14 protein-coding genes are annotated in these 14,250 nt (G+C 59.0%); 7 read left to right on the plus strand and 7 right to left on the minus strand.

Annotated features, from left to right (window positions below):
- Window positions 1–96: 96 nt before the first annotated feature.
- Both lptG and lptF read right to left on the minus strand, forming a co-directional pair.
- Window positions 97–1,158: an LPS export ABC transporter permease LptG gene (gene lptG / locus GHO41_RS06420; RefSeq protein WP_123749679.1), complete on the minus strand. Its 1,062-nt coding sequence runs from the start codon at window positions 1,156–1,158 to the stop codon at window positions 97–99.
- Complete coding sequence (gene lptF / locus GHO41_RS06425) at window positions 1,151–2,269, minus strand: LPS export ABC transporter permease LptF (protein WP_048368203.1); 1,119 nt, start codon at window positions 2,267–2,269, stop codon at window positions 1,151–1,153. Before lptF ends, lptG begins: the two co-directional genes overlap by 8 nt.
- A gap of 319 nt (window positions 2,270–2,588) precedes the next feature.
- Here lptF and GHO41_RS06430 point away from each other — a divergent pair, with 319 nt between their 5' ends.
- From GHO41_RS06430 to rlmF, 5 genes are all read left to right on the plus strand, one after another.
- Entirely contained in the window at window positions 2,589–4,079 is a 1,491-nt protein-coding gene (locus tag GHO41_RS06430) for a leucyl aminopeptidase (protein ID WP_153433204.1), read from the plus strand.
- An 83-nt stretch (window positions 4,080–4,162) separates the two neighbouring features.
- Window positions 4,163–4,591: a DNA polymerase III subunit chi gene (locus GHO41_RS06435; RefSeq protein ID WP_048368468.1), complete on the plus strand. Its 429-nt coding sequence runs from the start codon at window positions 4,163–4,165 to the stop codon at window positions 4,589–4,591.
- A 7-nt stretch (window positions 4,592–4,598) separates the two neighbouring features.
- The gene (locus tag GHO41_RS06440; RefSeq protein WP_153433205.1) at window positions 4,599–5,006 is read left to right on the plus strand and encodes a DNA polymerase III subunit chi; all 408 of its coding nucleotides are present in this window, start codon (window positions 4,599–4,601) and stop codon (window positions 5,004–5,006) included.
- Window positions 5,007–5,187: 181 nt separating this feature from the next.
- A complete protein-coding gene (locus tag GHO41_RS06445; protein WP_153433206.1) occupies window positions 5,188–8,034 on the plus strand; it encodes a valine--tRNA ligase in 2,847 nt (948 codons plus the stop codon).
- Window positions 8,035–8,132: 98 nt separating this feature from the next.
- Window positions 8,133–9,149, plus strand: coding sequence for a 23S rRNA (adenine(1618)-N(6))-methyltransferase RlmF (rlmF, locus tag GHO41_RS06450; protein WP_153433207.1), 1,017 nt, complete (start codon window positions 8,133–8,135; stop codon window positions 9,147–9,149).
- 142 nt (window positions 9,150–9,291) lie between these two features.
- On the opposite strand, the gene GHO41_RS06455 is transcribed toward rlmF, so the two are convergent.
- The gene (locus tag GHO41_RS06455) at window positions 9,292–9,573 is read right to left on the minus strand and encodes an HU family DNA-binding protein (protein WP_019412143.1); all 282 of its coding nucleotides are present in this window, start codon (window positions 9,571–9,573) and stop codon (window positions 9,292–9,294) included.
- A gap of 397 nt (window positions 9,574–9,970) precedes the next feature.
- On the opposite strand from GHO41_RS06455, the gene yejK reads away from it, so the two are divergent.
- Window positions 9,971–10,975 (plus strand): nucleoid-associated protein YejK, encoded by a 1,005-nt coding sequence (yejK, locus tag GHO41_RS06460; protein ID WP_048368212.1) that lies wholly within the window; start codon window positions 9,971–9,973, stop codon window positions 10,973–10,975.
- Window positions 10,975–11,325: a glutaredoxin family protein gene (locus GHO41_RS06465; protein WP_048368213.1), complete on the plus strand. Its 351-nt coding sequence runs from the start codon at window positions 10,975–10,977 to the stop codon at window positions 11,323–11,325. The genes yejK and GHO41_RS06465 overlap by 1 nt, the downstream gene beginning before the upstream one ends.
- Before the next feature lie 72 nt (window positions 11,326–11,397).
- On the opposite strand, the gene GHO41_RS06470 is transcribed toward GHO41_RS06465, so the two are convergent.
- Genes GHO41_RS06470 through GHO41_RS06485 form a run of 4 tightly spaced genes read right to left on the minus strand, consistent with a single transcriptional unit; the run spans window position 11,398 to window position 14,159 of the window.
- Window positions 11,398–11,661 (minus strand): GIY-YIG nuclease family protein, encoded by a 264-nt coding sequence (locus tag GHO41_RS06470; RefSeq protein ID WP_048368214.1) that lies wholly within the window; start codon window positions 11,659–11,661, stop codon window positions 11,398–11,400.
- 2 nt (window positions 11,662–11,663) lie between these two features.
- Window positions 11,664–12,134 (minus strand): nuclear transport factor 2 family protein, encoded by a 471-nt coding sequence (locus tag GHO41_RS06475; protein WP_048368216.1) that lies wholly within the window; start codon window positions 12,132–12,134, stop codon window positions 11,664–11,666.
- A gap of 56 nt (window positions 12,135–12,190) precedes the next feature.
- The gene (locus GHO41_RS06480) at window positions 12,191–13,510 is read right to left on the minus strand and encodes a CynX/NimT family MFS transporter (protein ID WP_153433208.1); all 1,320 of its coding nucleotides are present in this window, start codon (window positions 13,508–13,510) and stop codon (window positions 12,191–12,193) included.
- The gene (locus GHO41_RS06485) at window positions 13,500–14,159 is read right to left on the minus strand and encodes a FadR/GntR family transcriptional regulator (RefSeq protein WP_123749673.1); all 660 of its coding nucleotides are present in this window, start codon (window positions 14,157–14,159) and stop codon (window positions 13,500–13,502) included. The genes GHO41_RS06480 and GHO41_RS06485 overlap by 11 nt, the downstream gene beginning before the upstream one ends.
- Window positions 14,160–14,250: the final 91 nt, after the last annotated feature.

A 14,250-nucleotide genomic window follows, 5' to 3' on the forward strand; every position in this document is an offset into this window, starting at 1 on the left:
CCGGGAATTGTACCTGATCCCTGAGCCAAGCGTCACGTTCACAAAAAAGCCCCTATCAAGTGATAGAGGCTTTTTGATCAACCCAAGGGGTATTGATCAACCGGCCCTGCGCAACAACCAGAAACCGGCCAGCGCACAGATGCCGGCTGGCAACAGCACCGCGAACAGCGGCGAGAAGCCAAACACCAAGCTGGCTGGCCCCAACAGGTCTTGCGCAATCTTGAACGCAAAGCCGATCAATACACCGGTGAACACGCGCTGCCCCAAAGTAACAGAACGCAGCGGGCCGAAGATGAAAGAAATGGCCATCAATACCAGCGCAGCCGTGACAAATGGCTGCAATACCTTGACCCAAAACGCCAGCCAGTAACGGCCGTTGTTCAGACCCTGGTCTTTCAAATAGTGGATATAGCCCCACAGCCCGGAAATCGACAGCGCATCCGGGGCCATGACCACGGTATTAAGCAGCTCGGGGCTCAGGGAAACGTCCCAGCGCTCTTCAGGCGTGTTAACGACTTCAGTGTTGCGCTCGTGGAAGACCGTAGTCGCCACATCACTCAGTTCCCAGTGGTCCTGCGTGAAGTTGGCTTTTTTGGCGAAACTGGCAGACAGCAGGTGGTGTTCTTTATCGAAACGATAACGTGTCACCCCCAGCAGCATGCCATCGGGCTGAACCGCGTTGATGTGGATGAACTCATCCCCCTCGCGGTGCCACATACCATGCTTGGAGCTTTGTGCATCACCGCTGCCCTGGGCCAGAGCCCGGTTGGCCTGGGCCACCGACTCGGTCGCGGGTGCCAGGTACTCGCCAATCAGAATACCGGCCAGCATCAACACCAGCATCGGCTTCATGACCGCCCAGACAATACGACCGGTGGACACACCCGCCGCCCGCATGATGGTCAGCTCGCTGTTGCTCGCCAGGCTGCCCAGGCCAATCAGACAGCCGATCAGGGCCGCCACCGGCAGCATGTCGTAAAGACGACGCGGCGCTGTCAGCATCACAAAGCTGAAAACATCGGCCATGGTGTAAGAGCTGGAGAGGTTCTTGACCTCATCAATGAAGGCAAACAGCGACGCCAGGCCGACGATGATCCCCGACACCGCGAGGATCGCCAGCAACACACTTTTACCAATGTAGCGATCGAGCTTAACCATGAGCCAGCTCCTTCGCGCTGCGACGAGTCGCCAATTTCAAGCGCAACGGCTCCCAATAGAACAACAACAGACCAATGATCAAGAACAGACCGTGCACCCACCACAAGCCCAGCGTGGGTGAAATGTTGCCTTTTTCGAGGGCGCCACGGACCAGAATCAAGGCGGTCACGTAGCCCATATAGAGAAGGATGGCGGGCAACAGCTTGAGGAAGCGGCCCTGGCGCGGGTTGACTCGCGACAGCGGAACGGCAATCAGGGTCACGATGAAGACCAGCAGCGGCATGGAAATACGCCACTGCAGCTCAGCAATCGCCTTTACGTCAGGGTTGCCGATAAGGCTGCTGGTAGGCATCGCATCGCGATCGGTGACCTCATTGCTGACATCGGGCTTGGGAAGCAGTACGCCGTAGGTGTCGTATTTGATGGCGCGGTAATCCGCCAAGCCAGGGTTGCCGTCATAACGATAGCCGTCATCCAGAATCAACCAGCGGCTGCCATCCGGGCGCACTTCCTGGCGGCCCTTTTGCGCGACCAATATGGAAATGCTGCGATCCTTGGCGTCCTGACCGAGGTTCTTCTGGGTGATAAACACGCCCCCCAGATTCGTCCGGTCATTGGTCAGCTGTTCGGTGTAGGTCACCCGGGAGCCATCATTCAGGGTCTGAAAGCGGCCCGGTTCCAGGGTATCGAACTCGGTCAGGGCATCTTGCTTGTTGAGCAGCAGTTGAAACTGCGTAGCGCCCTGAGGCGCCAGGCTCAAGCTCAACCAGGCAACGATCAGCGCCACGATAGTGGCCGGCACCATGCTGATGGCCAACAGGCGCTGCTGGCTCATGCCGGTGGCCGACAGGACCGTCATCTCGCTTTCGAGGTACATACGCCCGTAAGCCAGAAGAAAGCCCAGAAACAGGCCCAGCGGCAAGATCAGCTGCAAGAAGCCGGGCAGACGAACGCCCATGATCAAGAACAGCGAGCTGGGGTCCATGGCGCCCGAGGCAGCCTGGGCCAGGTATTTAATGAAGCGACCGCTCATGATGATGACCAGCAGCACAGCGCTGACAGCGCTCAATGTAAGCAGGACTTCGCGGGATAGATAACGGAAGACGATCAAACCAGACACTCCAGGGGTCGTCAGGCTAAGGCGGCCAAACAAGCGGCATAGCGAATCGACACTAGCTCATGTAGATGAGCCTAGTCGTTTAAAAAGATGGCGCATTATCCTGTGAATGGCCGCGCCTGTCACTGCGCATGCTCAGCCAAGGCTTTAAAGCGCTGATTTGGCAGCATTCGAGGGTTGTCAGGCGCGGCCGACGAGGTTCAAACTGCCTGCCTTGACGCCCGCCTGAAGCACAGGTGAAGCGCTGTATCTTTCAAGCACGCGAACCGCACCGTTTGTGCGCACGTTGACCATTTGATTCAGGGACCCGGACATGGAACTGGTTGTAAAAAGCGTCAGCCCAGAAACGTTGAAAACGGCCACTCTCGTGGTCGCCATCAGCGAAGGCCGCAAACTCGGCCCTACCGCTAAAGCCATCGACGAACTCACCGGTGGCGCCATCAGCACCGTGGTAAAGCGTGGCGACATCGCCGGCAAAACCGGCCAGAGCCTGTTGCTTCACAGCCTCCCAAACCTCAAGGCCGAGCGCGTATTGCTGCTGGGCACAGGTAAAGACGAAGCACTGGGCGACCGCCCTTTTCGCAAAATCATCAGCGGCGCGCTGAGCGTCCTTAAAGGCCTGGGCGGCAGCGACGCGGTGTTCGCACTCGACGAACTGGTGGTCAAGGGCCGTGACAGCTACAGCAAAACCCGCCTGCTGGCCGAAACCCTGCTCGACGGCGAATACACCTTCGACCGCTTCAAAAGCCAGAAAGCCGAACCCCGCGCCCTGAAAAAAATCACCCTGCTGACCATCAAGGCCGCACAAGCTGAAGTGCAGCGCGCAGTCACCCATGCGCAGGCCATTGCCAGCGGCATGTCGTTCACCCGCGACCTGGGCAACCTGCCACCGAACATTTGCCATCCGGTTTTCCTGGCCGAACAAGCCAAGGACCTGGGCAAAGAATTCAAGAGCCTGAAAGTCGAGATCCTTGACGAGAAAAAAATCAAGGATCTGGGCATGGGCGCGTTCTATGCGGTCGGCCAGGGCAGCGATCAGCCGCCACGCCTGATCGTGATGAACTACGCAGGCGGCAAAAAATCCGAGAAACCTTTTGTGCTGGTCGGCAAAGGCATCACGTTCGACACCGGCGGCATCAGCCTCAAGCCGGGTGCGGGCATGGACGAAATGAAGTACGACATGGGCGGCGCTGCCAGCGTGTTCGGCACCCTGCGTGCCGTGCTTGAGCTGAAACTGCCGATCAACCTGGTGTGCATCCTGGCCTGCGCCGAGAACATGCCAAGCGGCGGCGCTGCACGTCCGGGCGACATCGTGACGACCATGAGCGGCCAGACCGTTGAAATCCTCAACACCGACGCCGAAGGCCGTCTGGTGCTGTGCGACGCCCTGACCTACGCCGAACGCTTCAAACCGCAAGCGGTGATCGATATCGCCACCCTGACCGGCGCGTGCATGGTGGCCTTGGGTGCTCACACCTCGGGCCTGATGGGCAACAACGACGAACTGATCGGCCAATTGCTGGAAGCCGGCAAACAAGCCGACGACCGCGCCTGGCAACTGCCGCTGTTCGACGAATACCAAGAGCAACTGGACAGCCCGTTTGCCGACATGGCCAACATTGGCGGCCCTAAAGGCGGCGCCATCACCGCGGGCTGCTTCCTGTCGCGCTTTGCCAAGGCCTACCACTGGGCTCACCTGGACATCGCTGGCACCGCATGGGTCAGCGGCGGCAAGGACAAAGGCGCCAGCGGCCGCCCTGTGCCTTTGCTGACGCAATACCTGCTGGATCGCGCCAACGCTTGAAGCTGACAATCGACGGTTGCGCCGCCTGATGGCGGCGCAATCCCGATTCAGGAACCGCAATGACCTCAGAACCCGATACAGAGCTGACCAAGGTCGACTTTTATATCCTGCCCAGCGCCGAACCTTCAGCGCGGCTGGATTTTGCCTGCAAACTCACTGAAAAAGCCTGGCGCCTCGGCCACCGGGTGTACCTGCATTGCAGCGATGGCGCTCAACGCCAGGACCTGGACGAGCGTCTGTGGCGCTTCAAGGGCGAAAGCTTCGTACCCCACAGCACCACCGAAGACCAACCTGACGGCACGATTGTCATGGGCCTCAGCGAAGCCCCCGCCAGCCATCAGGATTTATTGATTAACCTGGACCTCAAAGTCCCTGAATTCTTTAAACGTTTCGCCCGCGTCGCTGAAGTCGTGGTCGAAGACCCCGCAGTTCGCCTGGCTGCACGGGAGAGTTTTCGCTTCTACCGTGAACACGGCTATCCTCTGCAAGACCACAAGCTACAACGACTCTGAGCACACGATGGACACCTCCAATTCGCCGAAAAAAGCTGCACACCTGCTCGACGATCTTGAATCCATTCGCCAGTTGCTGGGCGATGACGGTTTGCAACCGCCGCTGCTGACGGAAATGGTCGGCCATGGCGGCGAGCAAATTCCGTTGCTGTCGGATGTCATCGACGACACGGTCGCCCCCGAGCCAGACCCGGAGCCTGAATCGGCGCAAATACCGTTGGTCGGCATCGCTGAGGCGCCCAAGGTCGAAAAAGCCCCGGACGCATTGCTCGTGCACTTGGACAAAGAACTGCGCACGGCGGCGCAGGCGATCATGCACGAGGTCATCAACGACTTCGCCCCGCACATCGAAACCGAAATCAAACGCCGCCTCGATGCGCACATGGAGCGCTTGCTGGCGCAGCATCAGAACTGACGGCACACGCAAATCCCGCAGGAGCGAGCTTGCCTCGCGATCTTTTGATTTTTAACAGATCGCGAGGCAAGCTCGCTCCTACGTAGTTTCTCCCTCATGCAGCGCACACCTCGCCCTCAGCGTCCCGCCCCGCTATACTTGCCGGCTTTCCTGAATTAATGCCAATAGGGTCCCGCCGCGCATGGATAAGACCTACCAGCCGCACGCCATTGAAACTTCCTGGTACAAAACCTGGGAAGAAGAGAATTATTTTGCCCCGCAAGGCGCGGGCGACCCGTACACCATCATGATCCCGCCGCCGAACGTCACCGGCAGCCTGCACATGGGTCACGGTTTTAATAACGCGATCATGGACGCCCTGATCCGTTTCCGCCGTATGCAAGGTCGCAACACCTTGTGGCAGCCGGGCACCGACCACGCGGGTATCGCAACCCAGATGCTGGTTGAGCGTCAGATCGAAGCACAAGGTCTGAACCGCCACGACCTGGGCCGCGAGAAGTTCCTGGAAAAAGTCTGGGAATGGAAAGATCAATCCGGTGGCAACATCAGCCGTCAGATCCGTCGCCTGGGCTCGTCCGTAGACTGGAGCCGCGAGCGTTTCACCATGGACGACGGCCTGTCAGAAGCGGTGAAAGAAGCCTTTGTACGCCTGCACGAAGACGGCCTGATCTATCGCGGCAAGCGCCTGGTCAACTGGGACACCAAGCTGCACACTGCGATCTCCGACCTTGAAGTGGAAAACCACGACGAGAAGGGTTTCCTGTGGAACCTGCGCTACCCGCTGGCTGACGGCGCCAAGACCGCAGAAGGCCTAGACTACCTGGTCGTCGCCACTACCCGCCCGGAAACCATGCTCGGTGACTCGGCTGTTGCGGTAAACCCGGAAGACGAACGCTATAAAGCCCTGATCGGTAAATTCGTTGAGCTGCCCCTGGTTGGGCGCCGCATCCCGATCATCGCCGACGACTACTGCGATCCGGAGTTCGGCACCGGCTGCGTGAAAATCACCCCGGCCCACGACTTCAACGACTATGAAGTCGGCAAGCGCCACAACCTGCCGCTGCTGAACATCTTCGACAAAAACGCAGCCGTTCTGCCTGCCGTTCAGGTGTTCAACCTCGACGGCACGCTGAACGACTCCATCGACGGCACCCTGCCAGCCAAATACGTTGGCCTGGACCGTTTCGAGGCGCGCAAGCAAATCGTTGCCGACTTCGACGAAGCCGGCCTGCTGGTCAGCGTCGACGACCACGCCCTGAAAGTGCCGAAAGGCGACCGTTCGGGCACCGTGATCGAACCGTGGCTGACCGACCAGTGGTACGTATCGACCAAGCCATTGGCAGAACCTGCCATCGCCGCTGTTGAAGACGGGCGCATCGCGTTCGTGCCTAAACAGTACGAAAACATGTACTTCTCGTGGATGCGTGACATCCAGGACTGGTGCATCAGCCGTCAGCTGTGGTGGGGCCACCGGATCCCGGCTTGGTACGACGAGTCGGGCAAAGTCTACGTAGGCCGCGACGAAGCCGAAGTGCGTGCCAAGCACAACCTCGGCCCGGACGTTGCGCTGCAACAGGACAACGACGTACTCGACACCTGGTTCAGTTCGGGCCTGTGGACGTTCTCCACCCTGGGCTGGCCTGAGCAGACCGATTTCCTGAAAACCTTCCACCCGACTGACGTTCTGGTCACCGGCTTCGACATCATTTTCTTCTGGGTTGCCCGGATGATCATGCTCACCATGCATTTGGTGAAGAACGAAGACGGCACCCCGCAGGTTCCGTTCAAGACCGTGTATGTACACGGTCTGGTCCGTGACGGTCAGGGCCAGAAGATGTCCAAGTCCAAAGGCAACGTCCTGGACCCGCTGGACATCATCGACGGTATCGCCCTCGAAGACCTGGTGACCAAACGTACCACCGGCCTGATGCAGCCAAAACTGCTGAAGAAGATCGAGAAGCAGACCCGCGACGAGTTCGCTGACGGCATCGCCAGCTACGGCACCGACGCCCTGCGCTTCACGTTCTGCTCGCTGGCCTCCACCGGTCGCGATATCAAGTTCGACATGGGCCGCGTTGAAGGCTATCGCAACTTCTGCAACAAGATCTGGAACGCCGCACGTTACGTGCTGGACAAGGGCGAAGACTGCGGCCAGAACGGCGAAGCCTACGAACTGTCGCTGGCTGACCGCTGGATCATCTCGCAGTTGCAGCGCACTGAAGCCGAAGTGACCCGTCACCTCGACCAGTTCCGTTTCGACCTGGCCGCACAAGCCTTGTACGAGTTCATCTGGAACCAGTATTGCGACTGGTACCTGGAACTCTCCAAGCCTGTGCTGTGGGACGAAAACGCCCCGGTTGAGCGTCAGCGTGGCACTCGCCGTACGCTGGTTCGGGTTCTGGAAGTGGCCTTGCGTCTGGCGCACCCGTTCATGCCGTTCATCACCGAAGAAATCTGGCAGCGCATCGCGCCGCTGGCGGGCGCGCAAGGCAAAACCATCATGCTGCAACCTTGGCCAGTGGCCAACGAAGCACGCATCGACCAGGCTGCCGAAGACGACATCGAATGGCTCAAGGGCTTGATGCTCGGCACGCGTAACATCCGTGGCGAAATGAACATCGGCCCGGGCAAACCGCTGCAGTTGTACCTGAAAAACGTCAGCAGTGAAGACCAACGCCGTTTGACCGAGAACGACGCCTTGCTGAAAAAGCTGGCTAAACTCGAGTCGATCACCGTGCTGCAAGACGGTGCCGAAGCGCCTCTGTCTGCCACCGCATTGGTGGGCGAGATGGAAGTGCTGGTACCGATGGCCGGCCTGATCGACAAAGATGCCGAGCTGGCGCGCCTGGACAAAGAAATCCAGCGCTTGCACGGCGAAGTGGCCCGCGTTGGCGGAAAACTGTCGAATGCGGCCTTCGTTGACAAGGCTCCGGCCGAAGTCATTGACAAGGAACGCGCCAAATTGGCCGAGGCTGAACAAGCCTTGAGCAAGTTGGCGGACCAGCACGCGCGGATTTCCAGCCTGTAACAGCGCTGCGCACCTGATCGCGGGCAAGGACGCTCCCGCAGGGTTAACCCCTGCCGGGGCGGCCTTGCCCGCGATTGCTTTTGTGGAACCCATTGAACATGACCACCCCACGCACCTCCAAAGCCACACGCCACAAGCCCAAGGCTACGGGTGAGAACAAACCGGCTACACCTCGGGTAAAGCCCAGCCTGCACCCGCGCAACCGCCATCAGGGCCACTACGACTTTGCGCAACTGATCAAGATCTGCCCGGAGCTGGGCGCGTTTGTGATCATCAACCCGTACGGCAAAGAGAGCATCGACTTCGCCAACCCGAGCGCAGTGCGGGTATTCAACCGTGCGCTGCTCAAGTCGTTCTACGGCATTGCCCACTGGGACATTCCGGCTGACTACCTGTGCCCTCCGGTGCCGGGCCGCGCCGATTACGTGCACTTTCTCGCGGACTTGCTGGCCAGCGTCAACGATGGCCAGATCCCGCAGGGCGCCAATGTGCGCGTGCTGGACGTCGGCACCGGCGCCAACTGCGTCTACCCGCTGATCGGCCACTGCGAATACCGCTGGCAGTTCCTCGGCACCGACGTTGATGCCACGGCGGTCAAGACCGCCAAGGCGATTGTGCAGTCCAACAGCCTGAACAAAGCCATCAGCCTGCGCCTGCAGCCAGATCCGCAGAAGATCCTGCTGGATATCCTGGACAGCAACGAGCGTTTCGACCTGACCATGTGCAACCCGCCGTTCCACGCCTCGCTGGACGAAGCCACACGCGGCAGCGAGCGTAAATGGCGAGCACTGGGCAAGGCAGACCCCAAGCGCAAACTGCCAGTGCTGAACTTTGGTGGCCAGGCCGCCGAATTGTGGTGCGAAGGTGGCGAGCAACGCTTTGTGACCCAACTGATCCGCGAAAGCGTGCACGTGGGCCGTCAGGTGCTGTGGTTCAGCGTGCTGGTGTCCAAGGCTTCAAACCTGCCAGCGGTTCAGACCGCGCTGAAAAAAGCCGGTGCGCGTGAAAGCCAGGTGGTTGAAATGTCCCAAGGCAACAAGCAAAGCCGCTTTGTAGCCTGGACCTTCCACGACAAAGACCAGCAGCAAGTGTGGCGCGAGAAGAACTGGAAGTAAGCCTTTCCCCACTGTAGGAGCTTGCCTCGCGATCTTTTGATCTTCTAAAAGATCGCGAGGCAAGCTCGCTCCTACACAAGATTTTCGCCCATAAAAAAACCGCGCTCGGGATCACTCCCAAGCGCGGTTTTTTAATGCGTTCTTACTTGTTAACAGCGTCAGTCAGGCCTTTAGCCACAACGAGCTTGATAACTTTCTTGGCAGCGATTTCGATGGCAGCGCCAGTCGAAGGGTTACGGCCAGTACGGGCAGGACGCTCGGTCACTTTCAGTTTGCCAATACCTGGCAGAGTGATTTCGCCGCCATTTTCCAGCTGATCTGCAACGATTTGACCCAGTTGGTCCAGCAGAGCACGCACGGTAGTTTTCGGTGCGTCTACAGCTTCAGCCAGATCAGCGATCAGTTGGTCTTTAGTAATAGCCATTGAGATGTTCCTTCCCTATCAAATTCATTTGGTTTGCAAAGTGCAAGGTCAGCTATCGAGCCAGAAATCGAGGGTCTGGCACGCCCGTTTGCTTTCACGACGAATCGCGGATGTAGAGTGCTAAAACGGAGTTTGGTTCGACCTGACACAGGCTGAATGCATGCTTTACGCCGTTACACAGCGCAAGACCGGGCAAAACTAGCACAGAGACGGTTAAATATCCGCCTCTACCTCGCCATTTGGTCAGCTTTATCGCCTTAAAAGCGTAAAAAAACCGCTCTACACCGTCCATCCCCTCCCAAAAGGCGGTACGAAGGCTGCCCAGTGGCTCAGGTGCGGTACACTTAGCGCCTTTCCGGGCGCATGCCCTCCCCGCTCATTATTCGCAGAGAAGCCCATGCCGATCCGTCATTGCATCGTTCATTTGATTGAGAAAAAACCCGACGGTACGCCCGCTGTTCTCCACGCCCGCGACTCTGAATTGGCCGAGTCCCAGGCCATCGAGAACATGCTCGCAGACCTCAACGAAAGCTATAACGCCAAGCAAGGCAAAGCCTGGGGCTTTTTCCATGCTGAATCCGGGGCGCATCCGTTCAGCGGCTGGCTAAAGGAGTACATGGAGGGCGGCCAGGACTTCACCGCGTTCAGCCGTGTGGCCGTCGAGCACCTGCAAAAGCTGATGGAAGAATCCAACCTGTCGGTGGGCGGCCACGTGCTGTTTGCCCATTACCAGCAAGGCATGACCGACTATTTGGCCATCGCCCTGTTGCACCACAGCGACGGCGTGGCGGTGAACTCGGAACTGGACGTGACCCCGTCACGCCATCTGGACCTGGGCCAGTTGCACCTGGCGGCGCGGATCAATATTTCCGAGTGGCAGAACAACAAACAGTCCAAGCAGTACATTTCTTTTATCAAAGGTAAAAACGGCAAAAAGGTCTCTGAGTATTTCCGCGACTTTATCGGTTGCCAGGAAGGCGTCGACGGCCCCGGCGAAACCCGCACGCTGCTCAAGGCGTTCAGTGATTTCGTTGAAAGCGAAGACCTGCCCGAAGAGTCCGCCCGTGAAAAAACCAAGACCCTGGTGGACTACGCCAGCAGCCAGGCCAAAATCGGTGAACCGATGGGCCTCGAAGAGTTGTCGGAGTTGATCGACGAAGAGCGCCCAAAGGCGTTTTACGACCACATCCGCAACAAGGACTACGGCCTGTCGCCGGAAATTCCGGCAGACAAACGCACCCTTAACCAGTTCCGCCGCTTCACCGGGCGCGCTGAGGGCTTGTCTATCAGCTTTGAAGCCCACCTGCTGGGTTCCAAGGTCGAATTCGATGAAGAAGCCGGCACACTCGTTATCAAGGGCCTGCCGACCCAACTGCTCGACCAGCTCAAGCGCAACAAGTGATGTTGAACGGCATCCTCAAGAAAGTCCTGTTTGTGCTGGTGGTGGTCGTGGTCTTTCAGAACTGGGGCAAGATCGAGCGGGTGCTAAACCCCTCCGGTGTTGTCCCGGAACACACCCGGGCCAGCGCCCGGGTGGTGCTGTACGCCACCGAGTGGTGTGGCTACTGCAAGGCCACGCGACGCTTTCTGGACCAGAAAGGCATCCCGTACACAGAGTTTGATATCGACAAGGATGCCGTCGCCCGCCAGACCTACGAAGCATTGGGCGGGCGCGGGATTCCGATTCTGGACGTCAATGGCACCTTGCTCAGGGACTTCAACCCGGATGCGATCCTCGCGGCGTTGAAATAACCAAAAATCTGTAGGAGCGAGCTTGCCTCGCGATCTTTTGATCGTTTAAAAGATCGCGAGACAAGCTCGCTCTTACAGTGCCAACTGGCTTTGCACCAGGCACTCTTTGGCGCTTTTCTTGAGCTTTTTAATCAGCCGCTCCTGACGCAAGGCTTCGCCTTTGTCTGGCCACGATTCGACATAGACCAGGGCCACCGCAGGGCTTGAGGCAAAAAAGCGCGCGCCTTTACCAGTCTGATGCTGCACGAAGCGGCGCGCCGGGTCATCGCTGATGCCGCAGTACAACGAACCATTGGCCGCACGCACCAAATACACAAACCAAGGTTTGGAACTCACATTTAACGTCCGGCTTGATACGCTTTGAGGCCTTTTTGCGCTTGAGCGCGAATGGCGTTTTTCACCAGTGGTGTCCAGCCCAGCAAAACGCCCTTGGCCCCCAGCGCCTGCCGCGACCAGCGCCACAGGTCAAAGTGGTCATGGTGCTCGCAGATTTTGCCGTCGCGAAAAACAAACCGTGCCTGAATATCGTTAACCACCGTATTGCCGGTCTGGCTGAACAGATACGTCGCCACCCAATGTGCACTGCCGCGTTGCGCATCGGCCTGAACCTGATCGAAGGTCAGGCTGAAATCCTTGGCCCGCGTGGTCAGCATGCGCCACATATCGGTGGCGTTGTGACCGCGCAGTTCTCCAAAGACCGGGTCGCTGAACACTACGTCGTCGGTGTAGCACTCGCCCATCGCTTGCGCATCAAGCTGTGCAAACGCTTGGTAAAAACGCGTGATTAACGCTTGATGGTCTTGGCTCATGGCAGGGTCCGTGCGGGTAGGAATCTGTGCACGATAATCTGCAATGAGCCGAAACACTACGGGCTTTGAATTTTCTCGCTCTGCACGTTGACGTACAACGCGCGCCCGGCCCCCAGCCCCGCGACAATGGCACACAGGCCAATCACGGCAAAAATCCAGCCCAGCGCATCCCAACCACCGGTGACTTCGTGCACCACGCCCACCGCCAGCGGGCCCAGTGACGCCAGGGTGTAACCCACGCCCTGGGCCATGCCCGACAGGTTGGCGGCTACATGGGAATCGCGAGAACGCAGCACAATCAGGGTCAACGCCAGGCTGAACGTCCCGCCCTGCCCCAGGCCCAGCACAACAGCCCAACTCCACAAGCTGTCCATCGGCGCATATAGACAGCCAAACAGCCCGGCCAGGGTCAGGCCCATGACCAGCACGATCGCCAGACGCTGATCCTTGCCCCGCGTCGCCAGCCAGGGCGCTGTCAGTGCTGTGGCCAACTGCACGATCACTGAACCTGACATCACCAGGCCGGCATCGGTCGGGGTCAGGCCGCGGCCGATCAGAATCGATGGCAACCAACCAAACACGATGTAGGACAACGACGATTGCAGGCCCATGTAGAGCGTCACTTGCCATGCCAGCGGGTCGCGTAAAAGCCCCTGCACGCGGTAAGCCACGTTGTGCGCGCCTTGACGCTTACCCACCTGCGGCAACCAGAAAATGGCCGCCAACAAGGCCGGCAAGGCCCAAAAGCCCAGGCCCATTGCCCAACTGTCGCCCAAGTAATGGCTCAGCGGTACCGTCGCCCCGGCCGCCAGTGCTGCGCCGAGGCACAACGCCATGGTGTAGACGCCGGTCATGGTTCCGGCATGTCCGGCAAAATCGCGTTTGATAATCCCCGGCAACAATACGCCGATCACACCAATACTGGCGCCAGCCAGAATGCTCCCGGCAAACAGCCCGACCTCACCCAAGCAACTGCGCAGCACGATCCCGCCGCCCAATGTCAGAAGAATCCCGAGCACCACCCGCTCAGTGCCAAAACGCCGGGCCAGAATCGGCGCCAGGGGCGCAAATATGCCCAGACACAGCACGGGCAAGGTGGTCAGTAAACCGGCCTGCGCGGCCGACAAGCCCAGGCTGTCCGACACAATACCCAGCAAGGGCGCCACGCTCGACAGCGCCGGGCGCAAATTCAGCGCCACCAGCACCAGCCCCAACAGCAACAACCACGGGCGCAGCACCACGGGTGGCGTCTGTTGTACGAGTTCGTCATCAACTTCGGCGTCGATCAGTAATTCTTCCAGTTCATCCAGATGACGAACGGCTTCGCTGCTGGCTGACGAGGGATGGTTCATGGCCTTCTCCGGTTCAGGGTTCATTGATCAACGTCCGGCAAAGCGCCATAGCCCGTTGTGGGTCTTGTTGTTTGACGGCCTCCAACAGTTCGACATGCAGGTCGAACACCGATTGGCGGCGCGGGTAAATATCCAGCGTCTTGCGCAACTGACTGGAAACAATGCTTGAGGTGTAGCGGTACAACTCCGTCAACGCCGGGTTATGCGCGGCATCGATCACATGCTGGTGGAACTGCAAGTCACAGCAAATGTAGGTGTCGAGTTCGCCGTGATAGTGCTGGCCACTGAGATCGAGTGCTTGCTGCATCAGGCGCAAGTCCTCATCGGTACGGCGTACGGCCGCCAGGCCAACGGCCTCAACTTCAAGGATGTGGCGCATCTCGCGCACCTGGTCCATCGAACAGGCCGACAACGTGCGCAAGGTGTCCATGGGATCGACCCGCCCGCGCAAGTAACTGCCGTCGCCCTGACGGATCTCAATCAGCCCGGCAAAGGCCAGCACGCGCATGGCTTCGCGCACCGTATTGCGGCTTATGCCCAACTCCGCCGCCAACTCCGGCTCCGTCGGCAAACGCTGGCCGACCTCCCAGGCGCCGTTGTTTATCCGCGCGCGCAGCTGTTCAAGGGCCTGATCGACCAGGGAGCGTTTTATCAGTGGGGAAGCGTCTGTCATGTATTCCGTCCTTTCATCCAATCATAGGATGAATTTTCCTACATGCTAGTCAGCGCCTTCCATAAGAGCAATCAACTACAGATTAAAGGGT

The sequence above is a fragment of the Pseudomonas sp. FSL R10-0399 genome (genome assembly GCF_009600165.1).
In the GTDB taxonomy this organism is placed as follows: Bacteria; Pseudomonadota; Gammaproteobacteria; order Pseudomonadales; family Pseudomonadaceae; genus Aquipseudomonas; species Aquipseudomonas helleri.